The sequence below is a fragment of the Wolbachia endosymbiont (group A) of Portevinia maculata genome, assembly GCF_964028525.1.
Taxonomy (GTDB): Bacteria; Pseudomonadota; Alphaproteobacteria; order Rickettsiales; family Anaplasmataceae; genus Wolbachia.
The window spans coordinates 95,798-120,602 of sequence record NZ_OZ034786.1 but is presented as its reverse complement, the minus strand read 5'-3'; the positions used below and the strand labels follow the sequence as shown (position 1 = coordinate 120,602).

Below are 24,805 nucleotides of genomic sequence, written 5' to 3'. Positions count from 1 at the left end.
GGCGCTATGACGGTTCGCGGCGGCATCCTCGTCATCCCGCTACTTGTTAGCGGGATCTATGCTAAGAGATACCGCGGCAGCATAGCTATAGCTATCTTCAAAAATATGGTTGAATAATTGTTAATAATAGTGTATAATTATTAATATTTTCAAGCATTTTTGCCATGGCTCTTTCAAAATTTCTCGATCCTCGCAATGATTTGTGTTTCAAAAAAATCTTTGAAACGGAAAAAAATAAGAATATCCTGATCCACTTTTTGAACGATATTTTAGGGTTTACTGAGATAAATGCAATACAAGAAGTTGAGTTTCTTAGCACTATTATGGATCCCGAAGTTGCCTCTGATAAACAAAGTATTGTTGATGTTCTCTGCAAGGATTCTCACGGAAATAGATATATAGCAGAAATGCAGCTCGCTAGAGACAAGGGCTTCGAAAAACGCGCTCAATTATATGCCGCTAAAGCCTACTCAAGACAATTAGATAAATCTGGCAACTACATTGATTTAAAGAAAGTCTTCTTTATTGCTATATCAAATTGTAACTTACTTCCTGAAGAAGTTGATTATATTTCTACTCACAATATACGTGATATAAAAACTAACGGCCATTACTTAAAAGATTTTCAATTTATCTTTATAGAATTGCCCAAATTTTCAAAAAGTAAAGTAGAGCAGTTAGAAAGTATAGTAGAAAGGTGGTGTTTCTTTTTTAAATACGCAGAAGAAACAACAGAAGAGGACTTAAAAGAGATAGCAGAAAAAGCGCCAATAATAAAGCTAGCATATGATGAATTAGACAAGTTTCGTTGGAACGAAAAAGATTTAGTAGCTTACGAAGAAAGAATAATGGATCTACGGAAAGAAGAAGCCATTCTTGAATACAGACTTGATCTTGCTGAAGAGAAAGGTATACAAAAAGGTATAGAGAAAGGAAAAATTGAAGGGAAAATTGAAGGGAAAATTGAAGTCGCAAAAGCAATGCTGGCTAATAATGTTGATGTCAACACTATTGTCAAGTTTACTGGCCTTTCTATTAGTGAGATTGAAGAATTAAGTGGAAATCTGTGAACGGTTACACTTGGAAAACCTTTGTGGCATAATTTAAGTGGGCAGCGTAGTCTACGATTACCGCATAATTTACTATATAGATATTCCAGAACATATAGACTTCAATTGAACACAGAAAAGATTCTTATCAAAGTTAATTACCCTTATTGTCAATAACTATTAGCTACAGACCAGTTCTTGTTAAGTTACAGTAAAGAAATGAGTCATATATAGCTAAACTGACTTAGATTTACCGACAATTTGAAAAACCGTCATTCCGCTACTAGTTAGCGCCGCGGCGGTATGACGTGTTGCTTGGGTCAGCTATAGCTAAAGTAACTTAGGTTCACCGACAATCGTCATTCCGCTACTAGTTAGCGGAATCTATCCGCAACGGCATGACGTGTTGCTTGGGTCAGCTATAGAATATAGATCAGAAGTGACAGAGCTTAAAAAAAGGCATAACATTCTTAATAAACGTAAAAAGCTTTATGAAAATCAGAGTTGGAGTAATAGGCTGCTTAGGCAGAATGGGCAAGAAAATACTCAATGAATTAATTACAAATGCCGAAGTGGAAATAGCAGGTGCTGTTGCCCGTTCAGGCAGTAAGTACATAGATTCAGATATTGGACCAATTATAGCCAATCTAGGAATCAAGGTTACAAGTTCTATTAGTGGCATATTTGAGTTATCCGACGTTGTAATAGATTTTACAACTAAAGAATGTATGTTAGACTGCCTTAAAGCAGCTGTAAAATTTAAAACACCGCTAGTTAGTGGCACAACTGGAATAGAAGGTGTCGATTTGAAAGAATATGCTGCTGAAGTTCCAATATTATGGTCAGCAAATATGAGTGTTGGGGTTAATGTGTTGCTGAAATTGGTAAAAAAAGCTGCTGAGCTTTTAGGTAATGAATATGACGTTGAGATTTGGGAAATGCATCATAACTTAAAAAAGGATTCACCATCTGGAACAGCTATAGAACTTGGCAAAACAATTGCTAACGCTTCAAAAGTGGATTTTCAGTCCAATCAATATTTACATAGTGGTTCAAACATAAGAAAAAAGGGGGGAATAGGTTTTGCAGTATCTCGTGGAGGTGGAGTAATAGGAGATCACAGCGTGATGTTTGTTAATTCTGATGAACGGATAGAACTAAACCACAAAGCAATTGATCGCACAACATTTGCTAGAGGAGCTGTTCAAGCAGCAGTATGGCTATATGAAAATAAAAGAGAAATTCCGGGGCTCTATTCAATGCAGGATGTGATATGAGCAATACACGTGCCTCTGTTAAAGATTTAAATCTCTGGTATGGCTCTAAGCAAGTTTTATTCGATATAAATTTGAATATTTATAAAAGAAAAGTTACTACTTTTATCGGACCATCCGGGTGCGGTAAATCAACATTTTTGCGTTGTTTTAATCGTATGAATGACTATGTACCTGGATGCAAAACTGTTGGTGAATTAGATATCGATGGGCTGGGTGATATATATTCACGCGATATGGATGTTGTGCTACTCAGAGCAAAAGTTGGCATGGTATTTCAAAAGCCAAATCCTTTTCCAAAATCAATATATGACAATGTTGCTTATGGGCCAAAACTGCATGGTATGGTGAAGGATAAGCAAAAATTGAATGAGATGGTGGAAAATAGTTTAACTAAAGTTGGCTTATGGGAAGAATTAAAAGACAGATTGCAAGATAGTGCACTCGATTTATCCGGTGGCCAACAACAGAGGCTATGCATCGCTCGCGCAATTGCAGTGAAGCCAACTATTTTATTAATGGATGAACCGTGCTCCGCTCTTGATCCAATGGCAACCAATGCAATCGAAAATCTTATACAAGAGCTGAAATTAAGGTTTACTATAATTATGGTAACTCATTCAATGAAGCAAGCTAAAAAGTTATCTGATAGTGTAATTTTCTTTCATAATGGCAGAATTGTTGAGTCTGGAAGCACTCAAGAAATATTCGAAAATGCTCAATCTCCCTTAACAAAGGAGTATATCCTGGATCATTAGGTTTCTGTCATCAAAGTAGCTTGGCTACTTTAAAAAATGTATCCGTATGCCGTATTTGTCATTCAGCATGGTAGCGGTTGGATCATTCAAAAAATACCACTTCATTCTTTTTGCTTCTAACTTTTCTATTTTTTACTGTAAATTTTTGCAGAGTTCTCTCACATTTACTCTCTGATTACCTTTTTGTCTTGCTTTGTTTATCTGTTTTAACGCTCCACTAAACGGATACCCAATTGTTCAACACTGTCTATTTCAATTTGTAAAGTGTCCTTTATAAACTTATCAGCCTGGTCTGTACTCATAAAAACTGTATGTTTATTGGGCATTAATTTTTCTATAGTGGCTCTATCTTTTTCGTCATATGTATATTTAAGAAGCTCATCAATTTCTTTGTCCTTCAGATGAGATGTGCAATTATAGCTATGCTTTTTGAGATTCAGAAATTTAGCAAAGCTATTACAATCGTTCTCATGGTGAAAGGTTACATTTATACCTACTATTTCGTCCGTTTCTTGCAACTTTCCATCTTTAGCTATCTGTGCCTTAGCAAGCGCAACTGTAGGTTTATGGCCATAATTTGCTCCAATAATCCTTCTTATTGAGTGTTCTATTGCCATTTTTTGCACTTTGGGATTTTCATCGAACTCTTTCAAAAAATTAAGGTGTAAGTTAATATATTCAGAGTATTTCAACCTGTGTTTTTTATGTATAGTTGGTTTGCAGGGCAGTTCATTTGTAGGTGACTTATAGCTTGCAAGAAGCAACTTTTGTTCATACTGTTCATTATATTCTTTTACCCCTTTAAAATGTCTTTCATATTGAGTCAATCCATCTTTTCCTTTTTTCTCCATCCTTTTCAAGAATTCCTCTGCTGGCTCTTGTTTAGCTGGAATAATTTTGCGTATAAACGGAATTTGTTTTTGCAAGCCAACCCAATATGGTAAGCAGACAACTTTTGCATCTTTCGAAAATAGACCTTCTAATTTTTTCACTGCATTGTATAAGTTTGCTGATTCTGGTTTATAATGCTCACTATTATTGTCTATATAAGTTATTTTACCATTTACCACTTTTATTAAACCAGAACATAAAACTGGCCTACCACCTGCAAGAGTTGAATGACGATAAGCCCACTCGTTTTTATTAACATTAATATGTTCATGAGTTACCAATCTGCCATCAAGCGTGATCACATAAGCTACACAACCTTTTTTACCCTTACTAATTTTATCAGTTGTATCATATAGCTTGCCTTCTAAGTCGTATAACCTTAGTTCCCCATCTTCCTCACCAATAAATTTGCTTTGATCAAACTGTTCATCAGAGTTAAAATACTTAACCTTTGTATTAGTTCTAGGAATTTTTCTTCCTTTAACTCCAACTTCTGAAAATAAATTATAGCGTGGAAAAAAATATGTAAATTTACTTTCTATCCAGTGTAAAATTCTGTTTATAATACCAAAAACTTTTTTGTTACCTAAATCAATAGAGAGTTGCTGTTCTTTTGGTACTGTTTTATGATTGGACTTTGTACCAGATTTGCCAAATTCTTTGGCAGCATATTTAAACTTTTCTAGTAAATATTCCTTACGCTCTTTTGATACTGACATTTTTACCTCACCAACTATTATTTTATTTTATATTATCTTAGACAAAAAGTCAACTTTTTCCTTAATATATTAATAAATAGCTATTTCATTTGCAGCATTGAGCACAATACTATTTGTTTGTGGAGCAGAAGAACTTCCATGTTAGCGCAGGAAAACGCCTATGGTCTGGCTCTTGAATAGTTATGTAAGAAGTCTAATCCACTTTCAGTTCCTCAGTATGTAAATTGCGTGGTAAAGATTCTAATTCCTTTGCAGCACTTAAACTTTTATTTTTTGCATGTATACCAAGCTTATTGAATTCTCGGGCAGCAGGAAACACCCTTGCTTCAAGCGAACCAGCAGTTTTATTATAATGATCGACAGCACTTTTTAAGCTCCTGCGCAAATTATCAAAGTTTTCGCCCATTGTGCAAATGCGCTCATATAAAATATGACCTAGTTCACTGATTTTCTTTGCATTTTCAGCTATCATCTCTTGCTTCCATCCATATGCTATTGCTCTCAGCAATGCAATTAGAGTGATCGGTGTTGCAATGATCACTTTTTTTTCCACTCCAATCTCTATCAAAGCAGGCTCATATTCCAGTGCTGCGCTAAAAACCCCCTCCCCTGTTAAGAAAAGCACCACAAGTTCTGGCGTATTTTCAAATTGATTCCAATACTCTTTTTTACCCAAGTCATTTATGTGTTTTTTTATTGCCAGGGAATGATTCTTTAATTTCTCCTTTTGTATTTGCAAATCATTTTGTGATATAGCATCCATGTAAGAATCAAGCGGCACTTTAGCATCTATTATTATTTGCTTTCCAGATGGCATTTTGATTATTAAATCAGGACGCAATAAATTATCCTCGTTTTTATCAACCACTGACGGCTGAGTAAAAAAATCGCAATATTCAATCATTCCCGCCATTTCTACCACTCTCTTTAACTGCATTTCACCCCATTTTCCTCTAATGTGGGGCTTTCTCAAGGCATTAGCAAGGCTAGAAGTTTGGTTCATCAGCGCTCCAATTTGCTCCTTTAAACCTTCATAGGCCCCTACCCTCTCCTTTTCTAGCTCACGTATTTCGTTATCGAATTTTTCTAATTTTTCTTTTATTGGCGTTACAACTTCGTTGATCGTTGCTTGTCTTTTTTTGAAATCGCTTTCTGTTTCTTTTAATTTACTATCGATTACTTCCTTTGCTAAGTTCAGAAAATTATTGTTATTTGTCTGCAAAGCATCAAGAGAGAGCGCTTTAAAAGTGTTTGTTAATCTCTCCTCTGCTTTTGTTAGTAACTCTATTTCCTTTTTCTTTTCCTCACGTTCTTTTTGCAGAGTTACTTCAAGCTTTGCTCTTTTGACCCTTAAATCAACTATTTCTTCATTCTTTGTAAGTAAAGTTTGCTTTGTTTCTTGAAGCTCACGCTCTAATTTACATAAATTACCCTCAAGGTTTGCTTTCTTTTCGCTCAGTTTTTTTACAATAATGTAGAAAAATAGTAATAGAGAGACAACCAGAGCTATAGAATTGAAAAGCATCAGAATAAAAAAACTGCGTTTACAATTCTATATGATTTTTGTGTGTATAGCTATAAGTAACAACGTCATACCGCACACAACTGTACGAATGTCTAGTTTAGTTATAAAATGTATATAAAATATTAACCGCTGATGTCATCCCAGTGCGTGACACTGGGATCCAAATTTTTTAGACTGGATCTTATGGTCAAGCCCACAGATGTATGAACATTGTCTACCAGGAGGGTGTCATCCCAGTGCTTGACACTGGGATCCAGGAATTTTATTAAGTTGGTAAGCATAAAAGTAGCCGTTTTATGTTAAAATACAACGTTTTGATGATTATGAAAAGGCTGGATTCCAGACTGGAATGACAAGAAGAGGGCATGGGATGACAGGAGCGGAGCTATACAAAAAGAAGTAAAACGGCTCTAAAGATGATGCTATAGAAGTTTTTAGTACTTGCTCGCAACTTTCAACAATTTAATAGCACTGGTGTTTACAACCTCTCCGCCGACACGCTTAGTGACAAAAAACCTCACATAAGGTTTATTCGTATAAGGGTCTCGTAATATTCTCATTCCTCTGTTATCTACAATCTTATAAGCTTGTTTGAAATCTGCCATCGCAATTACCGGTAGCTGATTGTTTGGCACCGGTGGCATATCGGCAGATTGATATACTGGTATTCCCATTAAGGTATCTGGAGCTTCAAGCGACAAACTTGGTTGCCAAAGATATTGACCTGTTTGAGCTTTTAGTAGCCTAACATTCTTCAACGTACTCCTGTTCATCAAAAATGATGCATTTTTGGAATAATATTCATCCAGAGAGTAATACAATATCATTATTGAATCGCTATCCAATTTTTCAGTTTTAACTTGCTCTATTTTATTGTAGCCCTTTCCATCATCATAAGCTAAAATTCCTTTGGGTTGAAAAGTGCCATCACCCTTAATGAAGGCTTCGTTTTCTTTCTTACTAAAAGTCTCGGCAATCTTTTCCACCAGCCAACTCTCAACATCGACAAACGCATCATCGAGTAACTTTTGTGATATCTGTGGTTGAGCATATAACTCGTAAGTCGTGATAGAAATCTTTTGGATTTTAGGCGTGTCCGTATCTTTTGCAAAATCATACTTAGATTTATTGCCACCGTCCTCATCATCTACTGTTTCACTGCTCCAACCTGCACCGGCACGGTCAAAATCTTCTATAATGTAATCCAATGTTTCAGTAGAGATTCTTTGACTGGAGCATATTTGTCGCATTGGGGACGAATCAGTTACGCGCTTGTTTATGCGTTTTACAATATGCGGAGTAACTAGATACCCTCCGATATCATTATCATCTCCACTGAGGGTTTTGTGTGATAAACCGCTTTCCATTCCCTTGCGGATATAATCAGAAAAATATTTATCACTTGTGCTAAAATCTGTATTTACTTCTGGACGTTGAGCTGCAGTTTCGATCAAGTCTAAACGCTCTTTGCAACTATCAATGGCATTATTTACCTTGCATAGCTGCTCAATCGTTGCAGAATCAGCACGCCCTTTGCTCTCAATTTCTTTTAATTTGCGATCATTTATTAATTTAAATTGCTCCCATGATGAAGCGAGTTCATTGATACGGTGAGCGATATCGGTAAGTGACATAATAGCCTCCTTTGAAAATAAAATTAGAATGGAAATAAGGTAATAGGAATGGCACCCATAGATGTTTCCCACAGTTGTACGAATATTGCAATATGGTACATAGTAAACGATGTCATTCCAGTGTCTGGGCACATAACTGTACGAACATTGTAGTTTGGGAGCAATTCCCTACCAGTGGGGTGTCATCCCAGTGCCCAGACACTGGGATCCAGCTTCTATGCAACTTAATTAAAAACGTTTGTTTTAGCGTAAGACAACTACCTTTAGCTCATCAGCTCAGTTATAAGCAAAATTTCTGGATTCCAGACTGGAATGACATCATCTGTTGTGCAATTTATCTTCAAAAATGAATATTCGTACAGTTATGTGCCCAGACACTGGCATGACATCATTTGTTTATCTGTTGAAAATGTAAATCGGAAAATAGCGTGGCACTTTGTACCACGCTTAGTGATGTAAGCTTAATCCAGTAATTAAATTAAGCGAGGTAAAACAAAAGACAACAACAATATATAATGTTCGTTTTTTTATGTCAAGCACTTTTTTTATCTGCTTCAAACTTTTTTTTATCTGCTTCGATTAGATAAGGGATTTCAATATTAATTCTGCACTACTTGCAGTTTTTGTAATGGGTCTGCCAATGACGATATAATCAGCTCCTAAATTTATTGCTTCTCTTGGTGTTGCTGTTCTTTTTTGGTCGTCATGACCTGGATCTATACGAATTCCTGGAGTAATAATTTTAAAGTCTTCACCGCATTCTCGGCGCACTTCTTGAGCTTCTAGTGCAGAACAGACTATTCCATGGAGTCCAATCTTTTTTGCAAGCTTTGCAAGCAAAATTACCTGTGATTTTACCTCTCTTGCTACTCCAAGCTCGTTTAAATCCTCATTGCTCATACTAGTTAGCACTGTCACTCCAATCAGCTTTATTTTTGTGCCTTGCACCACACTTAGCGCTTCTTCAAGCATTTTTGTTCCGCCACTGATGTGCAGAGTTAACATTTCAACACTTAGAACTTTTATTACTTCAACTGTTTTAGCCACAGTGCTCGGAATATCATACAATTTCAGATCTAAAAAAATTGGTACATTGCATTTTGCAACTTCTTGCACTCCAGAGAGACCATGAGCAGCAAAAAATTCTAATCCCAGCTTTACCATGCCAACTTTACCACGCAGAGCATTAGCTAGAGAAATAGCCTTATTTAAGTCTTGTGTATCCAGTGCGCATATTATTGGGTTCATTATCTTGCATAATTTTTTTTATAATAAAGCTAATTATTATGTTTTGCAAATACCTTCACTCTGATTACGTTCATAAGATTCTGTCAATAGTGAATTTGGCAATTTGATCGGGGTGGATGAGCGACTGTTATATCCAGAATCTTCCTCGGATCCATATCCAGGATCTCCTGCATGTAAAGGAACAGATGTTTCGTCTGGCGATGATGCATATACAAGATCTTCCAGCGAAGAAGAAGGCATTTTGTCTGGCAAAAGCCGTGCAAATTCTTCTTGTAACGCAAACTTTAATATTTGAATCGTATTTAATATTGCTTTTCCATCATTATTTCTTATAGGTTCTTCTATATTGTCTGTTACGCATCTTATCAACAGTTGCACAAAATTCACTTGTTTTTCTTTCTCTTTCAAAAAATCTTCTATTTGACTGTCTCGTTCTAAAAGTGAATTTCTTAAACTTTTCACTTCGTTATTACAATCTTTTCTTATCCCATCTAACTCAAAAGATTGATTTTTAATTAAATCATCTGCTTTATATAGCTCTTCAAATTTCCTTTTTAATTCTTGAGATAAGTTTTTATTTTTCTGATTAATTTCTTTAAATTTACATTGTAATTCATCTAATTCTACACAAAGTTCTTCTTGTCTTTTATGTAATTCTTCTTTTTTTTCACATAATATATGTTTTTCCTTACACAATTTTTCTATTTCCTTACACAATTCCTCTTTTTCTTTAGATAATTTTTCTATTTCCTTATATAATTCTTCATTTTTTAATTCTGCATGTTTATTATTGTCTATTTTCCTTTTCAATTCCGTCATGCGTTTTTCTTTTTCAGCTAGATTACCTTCTTTTTCTTGTAACTGTTCACGTAAACGCGAGATTTTAAGATGCAATTCTTCTTCTCGTGCAACAAGCTTATCTATTTCCTCTTTTGTTTTGTCCAATTCATTGTCTATTTCAAACGTACGATTCTTTGCTGTTTCTAATCTTTTCTCTAAAGATTTTTTTTCTTCAAGAAGAGATTCTCTCTCAACTTCTGACTCATTTACTTTCTGATCCAATTTTTTTGCTCTCTTGTCTAAATTTTGCTTTTCTCGAGTTAATTCATGTTTTAATTTTTCCACTTCTTTGTTTGCAGCTTTTTCAGCTTCCTTTCCTAGAGTTATTTTATTTTCTAACTCTTGCTCTTTCTGAGCGAATTTACTTCTCTCAACCTCTATTTTTTTATTATTACTAATCATTTTATACGAAAGTGCAAGCACCAAAACAGATAATGCAGCTAAAGCAAGAATTAGAGGAAGAGGCACATTAGAAGTTACAGTAAGCGCTAAAGATGTAAGTAACGTAAGAGTAGCTAAGGAACTAGCTACAAAATAAAATGTGTTAGCTTTGTTAAACAAATTGCTCATTACTCCCCTCCCCTCATGAACAAAACTTCAGCAGTCTTGTATATATTTATTAAAATTCTCTTATCTGTGGAGGTCCCTGCACTTACATCGTTAAGGTGTGATAGGAATTATTTGTTGCATCTCTAAAAGCGATAAATTAGGGCTGCCGGTACTTGTATTAGGATTTTCGTGATTTAGTTGCTCTGAATTTTCTTTATTCTCATCCTCATCTTCCTTTTTAGGAGATAGAGATTTTCTAGAATATCTTCTTGGTGTGGATGTGCGAGGAGAAAGTGGTTTCGGGAAAGTTAGTCCATTAGCAAGCTTATTTTCACCTGTTCCTTCAAATTCTGATGAATGTTTACTACTCATACCAATTCCCACTATGTAAAGAACAGATAGACAATAATGGGAAAGAAGTGATACTAAAGTAGATAAAATAGAGAGGTATAAATGGCATTAAGGTCAAAACTATTAGACGAAAAAGTTGTAAATTTGGCGAAAGAAATGTTAAAAAAGGTCAGAAATAACGCATATGTTTCAAAAAAGTTACAAGCGGTGATAGTAGGAAAAGAAAGTAGTATAAGCGCTGTGGCAAGAATATGTAAAATTTCAAGGACTGCTTTGACTGAATGGATAAAGCATCTAAAATTTGGTAGAGTAGAAAGATTATTTGCCCCGTCTCAACGGCGAAGGAAAAGCAAATTAAACAAAAATCAACGTGAGCAAATTGAAATATGGGTAGAAAGAAATCCAAATATTACTATTAAGGAAGTGCAAATAAAAATCTCAGAGGAATTTGGCCTAAACATTAGCAAATCAACAGTGCACCGTGAGATACAAAGGATGAAATTTTCTTACATAACACCGAGGCCAATTCACCATAAACAAGATAAAAAAAAGCAAGAAGAGTTTAAAAAATACTTCAATAAAATAGTCAATTCCCACCCTGAAAAGGAGGTATTTTTTTGATGAATCACGATTTGGAACTCATTCAAAAATCGGACACGGATGGTTTAAAAAAGGGGTCAGAACGCAGGTTAAAATGAAAATTGGTAGACAAAATTTCTATATCTACAGTGCAGTAAATCCAAGAAGTGGTAAGAAAATTAGCCTACTTGCTCCATATGTAAACACTGATTGTATGAATATATTTCTGGAGCAGATGTCGAAAGATTTAGGCACGAAAAAAGTCTTTCTTGTAATGGATTGTGCAGGTTGGCATAGATCAAAAAGTTTGAAATTTCAGGAAAACATTACCATTATATACTTGCCTCCTTATTCACCGGAACTGAATCCTGTTGAGAGGCTGTGGCAATATATCAAACACAATACTTTACGCAACAGAGTCTACGATACCATAGGCTTACTTGAAGATGTTCTGTGTAATTTTATTGTCAGTATTTCCAGCACTACTATTAAACGAGTTTGTAATGTTTCTTATTTGTTCGATTAGTAATGGAATTTGGTATCAGATCCTTTATCATTTCCAGTGAATTAGTGGGAGTGTTAAATAAACTGTGTCAAACCGAAAAAAAAGTAATAAATTGATATAAAAAAATGGAGGTTTGACAATGAGTCAGAAAGTAGTAAACAGAACTACCGGTTTGGTAGATTATAAAGAATTAGAAACAAATATCCTGTCGTCTATACGAGAAGGAAGACCGTTGACAGGAAGAGATGGAGCATTAACACCGTTTATAAAAAAGTTGCTGGAGGTAAGCCTGGAAGGTGAAATAGAAAACCACTTGTCGGCTGAAAGCGAAGAGAATAATCGAAGAAATGGGAGGAATGCAAAGACTTTACGTACAAGCGCAGGGTCATTTGAGCTTTTGACGCCAAGAGATAGGGAAGGAAGTTTCGAACCACAAATAGTCAAAAAAAGGCAAACAAACTTACATCCAGAGCTTGAAACGAAGATTTTGAGCACATTTGCCAGTGGTATGGGCTATAGAGATATAGTGTCACATGTTGAGGAAATTTATGATCACAAAATATCGGTGGCAGAGATATCAAGTATTACTGACAAATTGCTACCAGTAATCAACGAATGGCGTAGTCGCCTGCTGCAGTCTGTATATCCGATAGTTTTCATGGTTTTTTAAAGTCAAAGAGGACGGGCATTGCGTAAGTAAATGCATGTATAACATATTAGGCATAGATCAAAATGGCAAAAAAGAAGTATTAGGTTTTTATTTGGCTGAAAGTGAAGGAGCTAACTTCTGGTTGGGAGTGCTAAATGACCTCAAAGAAAGAGGAGTAGAAGATATCCTTATTGCCTGCGTTGATGGGCTGAAAAGCTTTCCTGCAGCTATAAACAGTGTCTTTCCTAATGCGGAAGTGCAGATGTGTATAGTGCATCAGATACGCAACTCACTGAAGTATGTGGCCAGTAAAGATGCGAAGAGTTTTTTGAGCGATTTAAAGAAGGTATATCAAGCTTCAAGCAAGGAAATTGCCGAGAATTATCTGTTGGAATTGGATGAAAAATGGGGCACAAAGTACCCTATGGTTATAAAATCTTGGCAGAATAATTGGGAAAACTTGTCTGGTTATTTTAAGTATTCTGGTCCAGTTAGGAGGATAATCTACACCACCAATCCCATAGAGGGGCTACATAGGCAAATTAGGAAATTCACTAAGACCAAAGGCTCATTTACCAGCATAAATGCCTTGTATAAGCAGGTATATTGTGCTATAAAGAAGGCAGAGGAAAAGTGGACGATGCCTGTACATGATTGGGCATTAACTATCTCTCAACTTGATGTTTTCTTTCCTGGCAGATTGAAAATTGAGTTGAACTAAAAATGCGGTTTGACACAGTTTATTTAACACTCCCGAATTAGTTGCTTCTTGTACTGCATTTTCTTGTAATGAAATTCGTTCCAGCATGCTTAGCGTTTCCTCGTACTTGTTAATATTTTCGTTGAACTTCTTTTCCGCTTTTAGAGCTTTATTAAAAAGAGTTTTATCAATATTAGAATTTTCAGATGAGTGCTTTTTGTTTTGTTTATGTAAACCAATATTTCTACTTGTCATATTGAGGGATGCCTTTAGATCCTCTATTTCTTTTGTTATCTTTTTTTCTAACTCCTCATTTTTATTTTCATCTCCCCCTTTTCCTTCTGATTCATCATACAGTTCTTCTCCTGATTCATCATATAGTTCTTCTTGTGATTCTAACTGTTTCTTTAACCACTCTATTTCCTCATTTAGCCTTTCAATTTCGCTTTCTAAACCCTGCTTTTCTCGAGTTAATTTATTTAATTGATTCTTCACTTCTTTGTTTGCAGCTTCTTCAGCTTCCTTTCCTAGAGTTATTTTATTTTCTAACTCTTGCTCTTTCTGAGCGAATTTATTTCTCTCAACTTCCAGTTTCTTATTATTACTAATTATTTTATACGAAAGTGCAAGCACCAAAACAGATAATGCAGCTAAAGCAAGAATTAGAGGAAGAGGCACATTAGAAGTTACAGTAAGCGCTAAAGATGTAAGTAACGTAAGAGTAGCTAAGGAACTAGCTACAAAATAAAATGTGTTAGCTTTGTTAAACAAATTGCTCATTACTCCCCTTCCCTCATGAACAAAACTTCAGCAGTCTTGTATATATTTGTTAAGATTCTCTTATCTGTGGAGGTCCCTGCACTTACATCGTTAAGGGTGTGATAGGAATTATTTGTTGCATCTCTAAAAAGCGATAAATTAGGGCTGCCGGTACTTGTATTAGGATTTTCGTGATTTAGTTGCTCTGAATTTTCTTTATTCTCATCCTCATCTTCCTTTTTAGGAGATAGAGATTTTCTAGAATATCTTCTTGGTGTGGATGTGCGAGGAGAAAGTGGTTTCGGGAAAGTTAGTCCATTAGCAAGCTTATTTTCACCTGTTCCTTCAAATTCTGATGAATGTTCACTGCTTATATCTAGTTGATTATTTATACCTAACTTTTCATATATAGGTTGCATAAATTCATCAACTGCTTCTTGTATACGGTCTGTATCTTGCATGTCTTGTTCTTCTAAATTAAAAAGTCCTTGCTCTACTCTTTCTTTCACTACACTGAGTACAGTAAATACTGTTTTCGTTACATATTCTCTCTTTTTTTCTTCAAATTTATTTACATTTTTCTTGTAATCATCCTTAACGTTTATTGATTGATTAATAAGTTCTTCCTCGTCTGCTTTTAAAGATAATAATTCCTTTTCCAGCTCCTCAATTTTAGATAAGTGCTTTTTCTCCTTTGTACTTAATTTGTCAACTTCATTTTTAAAACGAGTGTGCTCTTGACGCTCATAACTAACTTCACCTTCTAATCTTTTCTTTTCCCTTTCCAACTGGTATAACTTCTTCTCTAATTCTTTTATGTCGTTACTTAATTCTTTTTCTCTTTTCTTTAATTCCTCCTTCAGAGAGGAAGCTTCATCACTTTTTATTCTTAACTGCACTACTAATTCTTCTACTTCTTTTCTTAATTCTGTTTCTAATTGTATCTTTTCTTTTTCTAACATAGTTAATTGATGATTTAGAGAAGAAACCTTCTCTTTTAATTTACAAGGTAAGTCATTGTATTCATGTTCTAAGTTGCTCAGTTTGTTCTTCATCTCACATAATTCACCTTGTAAATTACCTTTTTTTTCATTTAGTTTCGTATTTTCATCACGTAACTCTTTAGTAAAATCAAGAGAATTTTTCTTTTCACATTCTAACTGACTTACTTTCTTATTCAATTTTTTTATTCTCTCATCTAAACCTTGCTTTTCTCGAGTTAATCTATTTAGTTGATTATTCAATTCCTCCACTTCTTTGCTTGCAGCTTCTTTAGCTTCTTTTTCTAGAGTTATTTTCTAACTCTTGTACCTTACTCTCAAATTGTTGTTTTACGCTTTCTAACTCTTGCTCTTTTTCAGCAAATTTATTTTTCTCAACCTCTATTTTCTTATTATTACTAATCATCTTGCATGAAAGTGCGAGTATCAAAGTAGATAGTATAGATAAACTCAAGGCAACAGGAAGAGCTACATTAAAGACTGCAACTGAAGACAAGAACTCAATATAAGGGGCAACAGCAAGTGTCCCAGATGCAAGCAATACCAAAGTAGCAAAAGCACCAGCTATAAGATATGGTGCATTGGCTTTATTATATAAATCCCCCATTATTATTCCCTCACAACTAAAGTATTATAATAGCATAAATGTCAAGGGAAGTAAAGCTATACAAATCAGTATAAGTCTATATTCACTATGTATTTCCCGTCTTCAGTTTCAAGCTCAGACTGCATCCACTCTATCATTTCCGCATTGCAAACTGCTTGTAGGTCATTCTGCGCGGATTGATTCAATTTGTCCTCTCGTAGATCTGCTTTTATCACTAATTTCTTTATCAAATGCTTAACTGATACATTATTATCTGCTTTTATCTTTCTGATAATGTTTAATATCTGCACGCAATTGTCTCCCATTTCCTCTGAATATTTATCGTAGATAAGCTCTTCTAATTTTGGCCAATTACTTTGATTGTGTACAGAATTATAACTATACAACTGGTGGTATATCTCTTCTGTAATGTAAGGCAAAAAAGGTGCAAATAACCGCAAAATAACATTTAACACATACGCCAAGCTTTGTTTTGCACTTAAGGTTGCTTCACTGCTTCCGTACGCGCGTTTTTTTACTAATTCCAAGTAGTTATCACAAAAATCCTTCCAAAAAAATTCCTCTATTACGCCCAAAGCTTCGCAGTATTCAAACTGTAATAGGTTATTCGTTGCTCTTTCTATAACTTTGTATAACTTAGACAATATCCACTTATCTATTGTCTCGTGAGCAGAATTTATGCTCATTACTTGATGCTTTTCCATGAACATGGAAACAAACTTGCTAGCGTTCCAAAGTTTTGTAACTAGGCGCTTGCCAATTTTAAATATATTTTCAGAGTAGACTGTATCAACTCCAAGCCTTGAGTTCGCTGCCCAATAGCGTACTACATCAGCTCCATAAGTTTCAAGTATTACATGAGGAGTGATGATGTTACCTTTTGATTTACTCATCTTTTTCTTATCATCGGCTAAACACCAACCACTGATCATAATGTTTTTCCAAGGTAAAGAATCTGCATGATAATGTGCCTTTAAAATAGTATAAAAAGCCCAAGTTCTTATTATCTCATGGCTCTGGCTGCGCAGATCTGCAGGAAATATTGTATTATAGCGATGATTTGGTAAGCTAAACTCACTGTTTACTGCCAGTGCACTTAGTTGAGGAGTAATTGAACTTGTGGCCCAGGTATCCATTACATCTTGATCTGGGATAACCTCTTCTTTGCTATACCCTTTTGGCAAATCTTTGAGTGGATCTATAGGTAGGTCCTTTATCTCAGCTAGAATAATTTTACCTTCTTCTCCCTTACGTTTGGAATACCACGCTGGAAATGGCACACCAAAATAGCGCTGCCTTGAGATGCACCAGTCCCAATTTAGCCCTTCTATCCACACTTCCATGCGTTTACGCATATTGCTTGGATGCCAATTGCATTCTTTTACTTTATCTAATACTTGAGCTTTTTGCTCTAAGGTCTTGATAAACCATTGATAAGTAGGCAATATCTCAAGTGGTGCACCAGACCTTTCTGCGCACTTAACAGAATGAGAAATGCTAGTGCTTTCTATTAGTAACTCCTTCTCAGTTAGGATTTCGATCATCCTCTTTCTTGCTGCTGTAACTTTCAATCCATTGATTTCATTGTAGATTCCAGCGTCACGCGCTGGAATGACGCCGGGGTGTGGTGGAATGACGTCTTCTTTTGTCATCTGAGTAGCCCTTTCTCCTGTCATCCGAGTAGCCCCTATGGTGTCATCCCAGTGCCCAGACACTGGGATCCATGCTCTTTCCTTCTGACCATGTGGTGGATGCAGGTTCATCCTCCCATCCTGATCGATGATAATTTTCATCGGCAGATTATGCTTTTGCTGCCAATATATGTCGAGCTCATCACCGAATGTACAACACATAACAAGCCCAGTGCCTTTATCTACTTTAACCTTATCATCAGCTATTATTGGAACTTTTTCCTTTGTTATTGGCGCTACGGCTGTTTTGCCAATCAGATGGGTATAGCGTGCATCCTCTGGGTGGCAAAAAACTGCAACGCATGCGGGAAGTAACTCAGGTCGCGTAGTTGCAATATTGATCTGCTCATTTTCGTGAGTAGAGAAAACTATCGTGTTTAAGGATGACTCAAAAACTTTATCTTCTATTTCTGCTTGCGCAATTGCGGTTTTATCAACCGGATCCCAAAGAATAGGTTGCATTTTTCTATATGCATACCCTTTATTATATAGATCGATAAACGACATTTGAGAAAGTGTCACAGTTTCCTTGCTGATCGTGTGATATTCCAAACTCCAGTCATAACTAATGCCGACCGATTTAAATAGTTCCTTAAATTCTTGCTTTGATTTTTCAATAACTTCATGGCACATCTCTATAAATTTTTCTCTGCCAACTTCTTTTGCACGGGTTTTATAGGTTTGTTCAACCAATCTTTCAGTGGGGAGCCCATTATCATCAAACCCAATTGGATAAAACACATCTTTTCCCAGCATGCGCTGAAACCTTGCAATAAAGTCTGTGTGGCAATAGCTAAATATATGGCCGATATGCAATTTACCCGATATTGTTGGTGGAGGTGTGTCTATAGTGAAAGTGTTATCCTTTTCACCATTCCATTTATAAACTTTACTACCTTCCCATAATATGTTGCATTTGTCTTCAACTTCTTTAAAGCCGTATTTTTCTTTTAACATAAATATTTCTCAATTTTAAACCTTAAGCTAGCAACGTCATACCGCGATTCATTCGCGGTATCTCAGCCGCTAACACGTAGCAAGATACTTAACCGTCATACCGCCGCGGTATCTCTTAGCATAGATCCCGCTAACAAGTAGCGGGATGACGAGGTTATCGTCATACCACCACGAACCGTCATACCGCGATTCATTCGCGGTATCTAAGCCGCTAACACGTAGCAGGATACTTAACCGTCATACCGCCGCGGTATCTCTTAGCATAGATCCCGCTAACAAGTAGCGGGATGACGAGGTTATCGTCATACCACCACGAACCGTCATACCGCGATTCATTCGCGGTATCTAAGCCGCTAACACGTAGCAGGATACTTAACCGTCATACCGCCACGAACCGTCATACCGCGATTCATTCGCGGTATCTCTAGATCCCGCTAACAAGCAGCGGGATGACGATTGTCGATAAACCTAAATTACTTTAGCTATAGCACAATTAAGTAAATACGGCAATTTTACGCCAAAATTTTTTGTTTACGAACATAAATTTTCTATGCTATGATAAAAATATTACTTGACCTTAGGTTCTAAAGGTATTATGTAATGTTAATTATATATATTGAGGTTCGTTATGATAGGATTTGAAAGATTAGCAGGGATTTTGGGTGCTTTAGATAAGAATGGTCATAATCTGGATGCTACAAAAAAAAGAAGAGCTGAGAGTTTTCCTTAAAGGAGTGTTGGAAGGTAAAGAGGAAGAAACTTCAGAAAACATAGTAAGTGCATTCAGAGAGAAACTAAAAACAGAAGCTAAAGATGAACTTAAAGCTGATGAGGCAATAAAAACAGAAGCTAAAGATGAACTTAAAGCTGATGAGGCAATAAAAACTGAAGCTAAAGATGAACTTAAAGCTGATCAAGCAACAATAACGGCTGCAAAAGATGAACTGAAAACTGACCAAGCAACAATAACGGCTGCAAAAGCTGAACTCAAAGCTGATCAAGCAACAATAACGGCTGCAAAAGCTGAACTAAAAACCGAAAAGCTAAAAACTGAAGCTAAAAATGAACTATCAAATGAAATGCAAGAAAAAGTAAATAAACTTGAGCAGATAGAGAAGGAAAAAACAGACTTACAAACTCAATTGGGTGCAGCTAATACGCAAAAAACAGAATTAGAAAAACAATTAAGTAAGAAAGGCGAAGAATTAGAAGCTGAAAAGCTGAAAGCTGAGCAGGAAAAAACAGAATTACAAGCTAAATTCGATCAAGAAAAACAAGCACTAGAAGCTAAAAACAAAACAACTGAGCAACCAAAACAAGGCAATGGAGCACGGTACACCGCTACTGTTGGTATGGGTCTTGCTGCTGGACTGATAGCATTTACTGCACTTGAACGTACAGTTAGGTTAGAGATGTTAGTAATGATTGGTATAGCAGTAGCATCTGCACTCGTAGCTGGTAGTATTACATATGTAGCATTACCTAGTACTCAAGTAGATGGAGCGAAAGCACAAGAAGTAAATGAGAATGGGAAAAAGAAGTAACAAAGGCACTGGGCTGAAACCGTCATAAAGGAACCAGCGTCAGCTACTTGGATGACAAGAAGAGGGCGCTGGGATGAAATCATTATAGAGTGAACCAGTGTCACACTACTAGGATGACATCCTGACAATCGTCATACCGCTACTTGTTAGCGGGATGACGATTAATTATTCTGCGCGGGATGACAAGAAAGGAGCAGCAGGATGACGCCTCACCATGTCATTTGAGTAGCGGACACTGGAATGGCTTTGTTGCATCGCTAGCTATGATGGATTAAAGATAAAAAAGATGGAGAATATCAGTAGCTTATTATTCTGGTGTTTATAACAAGAACGGTCAGTGAATACCTAAATTTTAACAATCTCAATTATCACACACCATAATAAAACAGTCAACTTCACATGCTTAGGTTGCAAAATCCCAAAAAGCAGCCAGAATAGAATAAGCAAACATTTACGAATTAAATTTAGTGGATAATCACCAAATAAGGGTATTGATATCAACCATACTCTGCAGAATCGCAATATGGTATGACTACATGCTCTTCACTGATTTGATTAACATAATTAGCAGAGAGTTTTGTTTTGCAAAAGATGTCTACAGTAACATACTGCAATTATTTGGAATTGTAGGGCTAGGTGCAATTGTAAGGCCACTTGGTGCATTCATATTTGGTCACATTGGTGACAGGTATGGAAGAAGGATAGCATTAATAATTACTATCTTGCTAATATCGATACCATCAAGTCTCATTGCATTTATTCCAAGTCACAATCAAGTAGGTATAATTTCTACTATATTGCTTCTTGCAATCCATGTGACACAAGGAATTGCACTTGGTGGTGAACAGGGAAGTTCTGTTTATCTTATAGAACATTTATCCAGTAGGAAAGAGAACTTAGGAATGTATTTTGGAATAATGGGCTGTGGTCGCTCCATTGGTGTCTTGCTTTCTGCGGTGATAGTAATTATCTGCAAAAAAACTACTGATTTTTGTACCTGGGGTTGGAGATTGCCATTTGTTTTCTCAGCTATTTTAGGATTAATTAGCGCGTATAGCATATACACATTGGGAGAAACTCCAGCATATGAAAAAAATCGAAAACAAAGAAATTTACCTGATTTGCCAATAATAGAGCTTATAAAGCGCCACAAGAGAGCTCTTATACTTGCTATTTTAATATCTGTACCTGTTAATGTTGCTGTCGGATTTACCATATTTCTTCGAACACTCGCAAAGGAAATAGCATCAGTGGATGTGTATGTAACGACATATATCAACGAAATTGTGCTCATTATAACCAGTGTATTAATGCCGATATCTTCAATAGCGTTTGGAATGTTGGCTGATAAAGTTGGAAAAGAGCGCACTGCAATCTTATTTATAGCAATTACAATGGCACTATGTTGTCCTGCGTTATCTATTGCATATTACTACAAAAATTACCTTATAATTATGCTTAGTGTAATGGCTCTTTCTATAATAGAAAGAGGTATAGTTCCCATAGGAATAGTTGCATCTGAACTCTTTCCCACCAATGTTAGATTTAGTGGTGTGAGCTTATCACGCAACATCTCTTATGCGTTACATGGAGGATTTACTCCTATGGTTTGTATTTGGTTGACTGTAACATTTCCTCAAACAAACCTTGCTGCTGGGCTTTATATAGTCTTCTGCTTGTTGATCAGTGTGGTAGCAATATTGCAAATAAAACCGCAAGATAAAAAATGTGATTGGTCTTAATTTTCTCTTATGTGATTTGATAGTGATCTCCACCGGAAAAGGGTTTCATCTAAGTAGCTGACACCCTGACAACCGTCATCCTGCTGCTTGTTAGCGGGATCTAGAGATACCGTAACGGTATGACGTAGGACTGCTGTCATTCCAGTCTGGAATCCAGAAAAAAGGGGCTACTTGGATGACACCCTGACAACCGTCATCCCGCTGCTTGTTAGCGGGATCTATGTTAAGAGATACCGCGAATGAATCGCGGTATGACGTAGGACTGCTGTCATCCCAGTGCCCAGACACTGGGATCCAGGAATTTTATTAAGTTGGTAAGCATAAAAATAGCTGTTTTACGTTAAAATACAATGTTTTTGATGATTATGGAAAGGCTGGATCCCAGTGTCAAGCACTGGGATGACACCATTTGTTGTAAACTCACTTTTACTCTATGGTTATACTACCTTGCCGCTATCCTGAACGGATACAAAGTAAGTTTTATTGTGATGTGCTCATCTGTAAAAAATAAGACTTAATCTCACTGTTGATCATGGATTTTAAGTTGTGCTAACACACTGCGGCCATTTAAAGAGTCAAGATTTTTAACCTGGCTAGCCAGTATTAAAGAGTTATTTTTTAGGTATTTCTTTACAAGGCTTGCAAGTCTTTTTGGATTATTCAAATAGCTCCACTCTGCTTGTAAAACTTTTATATCACTTTGTACTAAACTAATTTCACTTTTTATTTTTATTAGCTCTCTATTTAATGACTGAACATGTAGTTTTATCTTAAATAGTCCTACAATGCTAAGAAAAAACATAACTATTGAGATGATGCAGAAAGTTCTCATGACAACTTCTGTATAGCTCTTAGTTTTGCTGAGCGTGAACGCGGATTTGCACTTACTTCTTCTATACTTGCTTTGATCACTTTTTTATTTAGAAGAGAGAATGTCTTACAATCAGTAGATCTTGGCTCACATAGATCTTTAAAAAAAGTTTTGACTATACGATCTTCCAAAGAATGAAAGGTGACAACAATTAATTTGCCATTCTCATTTAAAATTTCAGATGCAGCTTTAATGCCCCTCTCAAGTTCTCCCAGCTCATCGTTTACCCATATTCTGATTGCCTGAAATGTTCTGGTTGCAGGATCAATTTTGCTTTTTCCACGGAACACCACAGAACGTACAATGTTCGCAAGCTCAAATGTAGTTTTGATAGTTTTCTTCTTCCGTGCACTTACTATTGCTCTTGCGATTTTGCGAGAATGATGCTCTCCTCCGTAGTTATATATAGTATTTGCAATTTCTTCTTCGCGTAAAGCGTTAACAAACGTTGAAGCGTTTATATAAGAAGAGTTATCCATGCTCATATCGAGTGGACCATCATGTAAAAATGAGAACCCTCTATCTCCGTTATCAAGCTGCATAGATGAAACTCCGATGTCAAAAACCACCCCATCCACTCCGTTTGATTTCATTCCAGCGCGTGACCAGTTATTTTTTCCAGTATCAAGTACTGGGATGACAGGAGATGGCTCAACGCTGCTTAGTATACTTTTAATATTACTAAACTTCTCAATGAATAGTTTTATTCTATCGGGATATCTAACGCTTAAATCATCATAAAACTTAGTTACCGTTTCATCTCTATCAATTGCATATACCTTGCAATCAGCTGACTCCAATATTGCTTTGCTATACCCTCCAGCTCCAAATGTGGCGTCCACGTATATACCACCATCCTGCGGTGATAGTAGTGATAGCATCTCTTTTAACAAAACTGGAGTGTGTGTCATAGTGCTCCATCAAAAGACTCTGTGCATACAAATAAAAATAGCTTCCCACTAAAACATATGGAAATATATAGGCAATAATATAAAAATACTTGAATATAGTCAATGATATAAAAATATTAAGATTTAATAAGATACTATTATTAATATAATGTTCAAATTTTTCTATTATATAAAAAAAAGTAATGTATATTACTAAATACTAAACAAACTATAGAAAATTATGCAGCAAATAACAAAAGTAATATTTTCAAGTTTGATTTGTAACACTTTATTGTGGTATGACCACATGCTTTTTGGCCACTTAATAAACATAATAGGTGGTGTGTTTTTTCCATCGGATGATCAACTAACCAGCGTATTGAAGGCTTTTGGAGTGTTTGCAGTGGGTTTCTTAATGAGACCAGTCGGCGCTGCTATATTTGGTCACATTGGTGATAAGCATGGCAGAAGAGTTGCCTTATTGCTCTCGATTATATTAATGACTTTATCAACCGTATTAATTGCTTTTGTTCCAGGTTATCAAAGCATTGGAATACTAGCGTCAATGCTGGTAGTTTGTTTAAGATTATTGCAGGGTATATCCCTTGGAGGAGAAGCAGGAAATGCACCATTTTTAATAGAACACGCTCCTAAAAACAAAAAAGGATTTTTTGGCAGCATTGAAGTATTAAGCGCAATTTTTGGTTCAGTATTAAGCCTGATAGCAGTACTCATATGCAAAAAAGTATCTGATTTTGAATCTTGGGGGTGGAGATTACCTTTCATTTTCAGTTTAGCAATGGGATTAATCAGCATATATATGAGATATATACTTGATGAAAGCCCAGAGTATAAAAGACAGAAAAATCCATCTAAACTGCCATTAAAAGAGTTATTGAATAGCTATAAAAAACCTTTTCTGATATCAGTTGGGGTTGATATAGTTGAAAACTCATCTCTTTACATATATCTGGTATTTTTCAATGTGCTTACATCAACAATAAATACTCATTTTAACCATATGGTAGAAATACTGAGTCAAATTGCGCTCGGAGGATTGACAATATTGTTTGCAATACTTTCTGATAAGGTAGGAAGAGAAAAAGTTATGAAATTTTCATTTATAGCTTTTGTAATAGTGAGTTATCCAGTTTTCTCAATGTTATGTAGTGGCAATTACTTACTCACTTTTACGGCACATATTCTTTTTATAATTCCAATAGCTGCATCGCTTGGTCCTGTCAGTGCATTTATGTGTGAATTATTTCCAACAAAGGTTCGGTACAGCGGATTTGGCTTGTCAAGAAATATAGCTGCTGGATTTTTTGGTGGCCTTGCACCATTTATATGCACAACAATTATCAAAGTTACAGGACAAGAGACTTCAGCTAGTTTTTACATGATTTTCTGTGCATTAATTGGGCTAGTTGCTATATCGCAAATTAAGGATTAGCTTTCTTCAAGATCCAAGT

Annotated in this window: 20 protein-coding genes and 1 pseudogene; 9 read left to right on the top strand and 12 right to left on the bottom strand. The window is 35.9% G+C overall.

Going from position 1 to position 24,805, the window contains the following annotated elements:
- The first annotated feature begins 164 nt into the window (after positions 1-164).
- The 3 genes from ABWU36_RS00575 (at position 165) to pstB (ending at position 3,081) form a co-directional block, all read left to right on the top strand.
- Positions 165-1,070 carry an Rpn family recombination-promoting nuclease/putative transposase gene (locus ABWU36_RS00575; protein ID WP_353272874.1) on the top strand — a complete coding sequence of 302 codons (906 nt, stop codon included), beginning with the start codon at positions 165-167 and terminating at the stop codon, positions 1,068-1,070.
- A gap of 470 nt (positions 1,071-1,540) precedes the next feature.
- The gene (gene dapB / locus ABWU36_RS00570) at positions 1,541-2,326 is read left to right on the top strand and encodes a 4-hydroxy-tetrahydrodipicolinate reductase (RefSeq protein ID WP_253307334.1); all 786 of its coding nucleotides are present in this window, start codon (positions 1,541-1,543) and stop codon (positions 2,324-2,326) included.
- Complete coding sequence (gene pstB / locus ABWU36_RS00565; RefSeq protein ID WP_253307333.1) at positions 2,323-3,081, top strand: phosphate ABC transporter ATP-binding protein PstB; 759 nt, start codon at positions 2,323-2,325, stop codon at positions 3,079-3,081. Before dapB ends, pstB begins: the two co-directional genes overlap by 4 nt.
- A 206-nt stretch (positions 3,082-3,287) precedes the next feature.
- Here the strand turns inward: pstB and ABWU36_RS00560 are convergent, their stop codons facing one another.
- The 3 genes from ABWU36_RS00560 to ABWU36_RS00550 form a co-directional block, all read right to left on the bottom strand.
- Complete coding sequence (locus tag ABWU36_RS00560; protein ID WP_353272873.1) at positions 3,288-4,691, bottom strand: hypothetical protein; 1,404 nt, start codon at positions 4,689-4,691, stop codon at positions 3,288-3,290.
- A 193-nt stretch (positions 4,692-4,884) separates the two neighbouring features.
- Complete coding sequence (rmuC, locus tag ABWU36_RS00555) at positions 4,885-6,216, bottom strand: DNA recombination protein RmuC (protein ID WP_353272872.1); 1,332 nt, start codon at positions 6,214-6,216, stop codon at positions 4,885-4,887.
- A 434-nt stretch (positions 6,217-6,650) separates the two neighbouring features.
- A complete protein-coding gene (locus ABWU36_RS00550) occupies positions 6,651-7,850 on the bottom strand; it encodes a phage major capsid protein (protein WP_264688134.1) in 1,200 nt (399 codons plus the stop codon).
- Between the two features lie 92 nt (positions 7,851-7,942).
- Here ABWU36_RS00550 and ABWU36_RS00540 point away from each other — a divergent pair, with 92 nt between their 5' ends.
- Positions 7,943-8,200 carry a hypothetical protein gene (locus tag ABWU36_RS00540; protein ID WP_264688133.1) on the top strand — a complete coding sequence of 86 codons (258 nt, stop codon included), beginning with the start codon at positions 7,943-7,945 and terminating at the stop codon, positions 8,198-8,200.
- 229 nt (positions 8,201-8,429) lie between these two features.
- Here the strand turns inward: ABWU36_RS00540 and pyrF are convergent, their stop codons facing one another.
- The 3 genes from pyrF to ABWU36_RS00525 all read right to left on the bottom strand — a co-directional run bounded on the left by pyrF (position 8,430) and on the right by ABWU36_RS00525 (position 10,859).
- Positions 8,430-9,098 (bottom strand): orotidine-5'-phosphate decarboxylase, encoded by a 669-nt coding sequence (gene pyrF / locus ABWU36_RS00535; protein ID WP_253307329.1) that lies wholly within the window; start codon positions 9,096-9,098, stop codon positions 8,430-8,432.
- A 36-nt stretch (positions 9,099-9,134) separates the two neighbouring features.
- Complete coding sequence (locus ABWU36_RS00530) at positions 9,135-10,508, bottom strand: hypothetical protein (protein WP_353272870.1); 1,374 nt, start codon at positions 10,506-10,508, stop codon at positions 9,135-9,137.
- A gap of 90 nt (positions 10,509-10,598) precedes the next feature.
- The gene (locus ABWU36_RS00525; protein WP_353272869.1) at positions 10,599-10,859 is read right to left on the bottom strand and encodes a hypothetical protein; all 261 of its coding nucleotides are present in this window, start codon (positions 10,857-10,859) and stop codon (positions 10,599-10,601) included.
- A gap of 81 nt (positions 10,860-10,940) precedes the next feature.
- Between ABWU36_RS00525 and ABWU36_RS00520 the strand changes: the two genes are divergently transcribed.
- A protein-coding gene (locus tag ABWU36_RS00520) for an IS630 family transposase (protein WP_353272868.1) occupies positions 10,941-11,943 on the top strand; the annotation gives its coding sequence in 2 pieces (ribosomal slippage) (positions 10,941-11,450 and positions 11,452-11,943; 1,002 coding nt in all).
- Positions 11,944-12,061: 118 nt separating this feature from the next.
- Positions 12,062-13,292: pseudogene (locus ABWU36_RS00515) on the top strand (IS256-like element ISWpi15 family transposase).
- Here ABWU36_RS00515 and ABWU36_RS00510 read toward each other — a convergent pair.
- From ABWU36_RS00510 to ABWU36_RS00495, 4 genes are all read right to left on the bottom strand, one after another.
- On the bottom strand, positions 13,233-14,051 hold the full coding sequence (locus tag ABWU36_RS00510; protein WP_253307326.1) for a hypothetical protein: 819 nt from the start codon (positions 14,049-14,051) through the stop codon (positions 13,233-13,235). The pseudogene ABWU36_RS00515 and the gene ABWU36_RS00510 overlap by 60 nt on opposite strands.
- On the bottom strand, positions 14,051-15,283 hold the full coding sequence (locus ABWU36_RS00505; protein ID WP_353272867.1) for a hypothetical protein: 1,233 nt from the start codon (positions 15,281-15,283) through the stop codon (positions 14,051-14,053). The genes ABWU36_RS00510 and ABWU36_RS00505 overlap by 1 nt, the downstream gene beginning before the upstream one ends.
- Positions 15,284-15,302: 19 nt before the next feature.
- Positions 15,303-15,638, bottom strand: a complete 336-nt coding sequence (locus ABWU36_RS00500; RefSeq protein WP_353272866.1) for a hypothetical protein — start codon at positions 15,636-15,638, stop codon at positions 15,303-15,305.
- 65 nt (positions 15,639-15,703) lie between these two features.
- Complete coding sequence (locus ABWU36_RS00495; RefSeq protein ID WP_353272865.1) at positions 15,704-18,286, bottom strand: valine--tRNA ligase; 2,583 nt, start codon at positions 18,284-18,286, stop codon at positions 15,704-15,706.
- A gap of 677 nt (positions 18,287-18,963) precedes the next feature.
- Between ABWU36_RS00495 and ABWU36_RS00490 the strand changes: the two genes are divergently transcribed.
- Together ABWU36_RS00490 and ABWU36_RS00485 are read left to right on the top strand one after the other, a co-directional pair.
- The gene (locus tag ABWU36_RS00490; protein WP_353272864.1) at positions 18,964-19,830 is read left to right on the top strand and encodes a hypothetical protein; all 867 of its coding nucleotides are present in this window, start codon (positions 18,964-18,966) and stop codon (positions 19,828-19,830) included.
- Positions 19,831-20,297: 467 nt separating this feature from the next.
- On the top strand, positions 20,298-21,572 hold the full coding sequence (locus tag ABWU36_RS00485) for an MFS transporter (RefSeq protein WP_353272863.1): 1,275 nt from the start codon (positions 20,298-20,300) through the stop codon (positions 21,570-21,572).
- Positions 21,573-22,092: 520 nt separating this feature from the next.
- Here ABWU36_RS00485 and ABWU36_RS00480 read toward each other — a convergent pair.
- Both ABWU36_RS00480 and rsmH read right to left on the bottom strand, forming a co-directional pair.
- A complete protein-coding gene (locus tag ABWU36_RS00480; RefSeq protein WP_265016323.1) occupies positions 22,093-22,404 on the bottom strand; it encodes a hypothetical protein in 312 nt (103 codons plus the stop codon).
- Complete coding sequence (rsmH, locus tag ABWU36_RS00475; RefSeq protein WP_253309686.1) at positions 22,401-23,354, bottom strand: 16S rRNA (cytosine(1402)-N(4))-methyltransferase RsmH; 954 nt, start codon at positions 23,352-23,354, stop codon at positions 22,401-22,403. Before rsmH ends, ABWU36_RS00480 begins: the two co-directional genes overlap by 4 nt.
- Positions 23,355-23,574: 220 nt before the next feature.
- Here rsmH and ABWU36_RS00470 point away from each other — a divergent pair, with 220 nt between their 5' ends.
- Complete coding sequence (locus ABWU36_RS00470; protein ID WP_253309685.1) at positions 23,575-24,786, top strand: MFS transporter; 1,212 nt, start codon at positions 23,575-23,577, stop codon at positions 24,784-24,786.
- The last annotated feature ends 19 nt before the right edge of the window (positions 24,787-24,805 follow it).

Excerpts from the sequence above, each read along its gene's own strand:
- ABWU36_RS00500 (WP_353272866.1), bottom strand. The coding sequence starts at position 15,638 with ATGGGGGATTTATATAATAAAGCCAATGCACCATATCTTATAGCTGGT.
- pyrF (WP_253307329.1), bottom strand. The coding sequence starts at position 9,098 with ATGAACCCAATAATATGCGCACTGGATACACAAGACTTAAATAAGGCT.
- ABWU36_RS00540 (WP_264688133.1), top strand. The coding sequence starts at position 7,943 with ATGGTACATAGTAAACGATGTCATTCCAGTGTCTGGGCACATAACTGT.
- rmuC (WP_353272872.1), bottom strand. The coding sequence starts at position 6,216 with ATGCTTTTCAATTCTATAGCTCTGGTTGTCTCTCTATTACTATTTTTC.
- rsmH (WP_253309686.1), bottom strand. The coding sequence starts at position 23,354 with ATGACACACACTCCAGTTTTGTTAAAAGAGATGCTATCACTACTATCA.
- ABWU36_RS00550 (WP_264688134.1), bottom strand. The coding sequence starts at position 7,850 with ATGTCACTTACCGATATCGCTCACCGTATCAATGAACTCGCTTCATCA.
- ABWU36_RS00470 (WP_253309685.1), top strand. The coding sequence starts at position 23,575 with ATGCAGCAAATAACAAAAGTAATATTTTCAAGTTTGATTTGTAACACT.
- dapB (WP_253307334.1), top strand. The coding sequence starts at position 1,541 with ATGAAAATCAGAGTTGGAGTAATAGGCTGCTTAGGCAGAATGGGCAAG.
- pstB (WP_253307333.1), top strand. The coding sequence starts at position 2,323 with ATGAGCAATACACGTGCCTCTGTTAAAGATTTAAATCTCTGGTATGGC.
- ABWU36_RS00525 (WP_353272869.1), bottom strand. The coding sequence starts at position 10,859 with ATGAGTAGTAAACATTCATCAGAATTTGAAGGAACAGGTGAAAATAAG.
- ABWU36_RS00510 (WP_253307326.1), bottom strand. The coding sequence starts at position 14,051 with ATGAGCAATTTGTTTAACAAAGCTAACACATTTTATTTTGTAGCTAGT.
- ABWU36_RS00480 (WP_265016323.1), bottom strand. The coding sequence starts at position 22,404 with ATGAGAACTTTCTGCATCATCTCAATAGTTATGTTTTTTCTTAGCATT.
- ABWU36_RS00575 (WP_353272874.1), top strand. The coding sequence starts at position 165 with ATGGCTCTTTCAAAATTTCTCGATCCTCGCAATGATTTGTGTTTCAAA.
- ABWU36_RS00490 (WP_353272864.1), top strand. The coding sequence starts at position 18,964 with ATGGTCATAATCTGGATGCTACAAAAAAAAGAAGAGCTGAGAGTTTTC.
- ABWU36_RS00495 (WP_353272865.1), bottom strand. The coding sequence starts at position 18,286 with ATGTTAAAAGAAAAATACGGCTTTAAAGAAGTTGAAGACAAATGCAAC.
- ABWU36_RS00560 (WP_353272873.1), bottom strand. The coding sequence starts at position 4,691 with ATGTCAGTATCAAAAGAGCGTAAGGAATATTTACTAGAAAAGTTTAAA.
- ABWU36_RS00530 (WP_353272870.1), bottom strand. The coding sequence starts at position 10,508 with ATGAGCAATTTGTTTAACAAAGCTAACACATTTTATTTTGTAGCTAGT.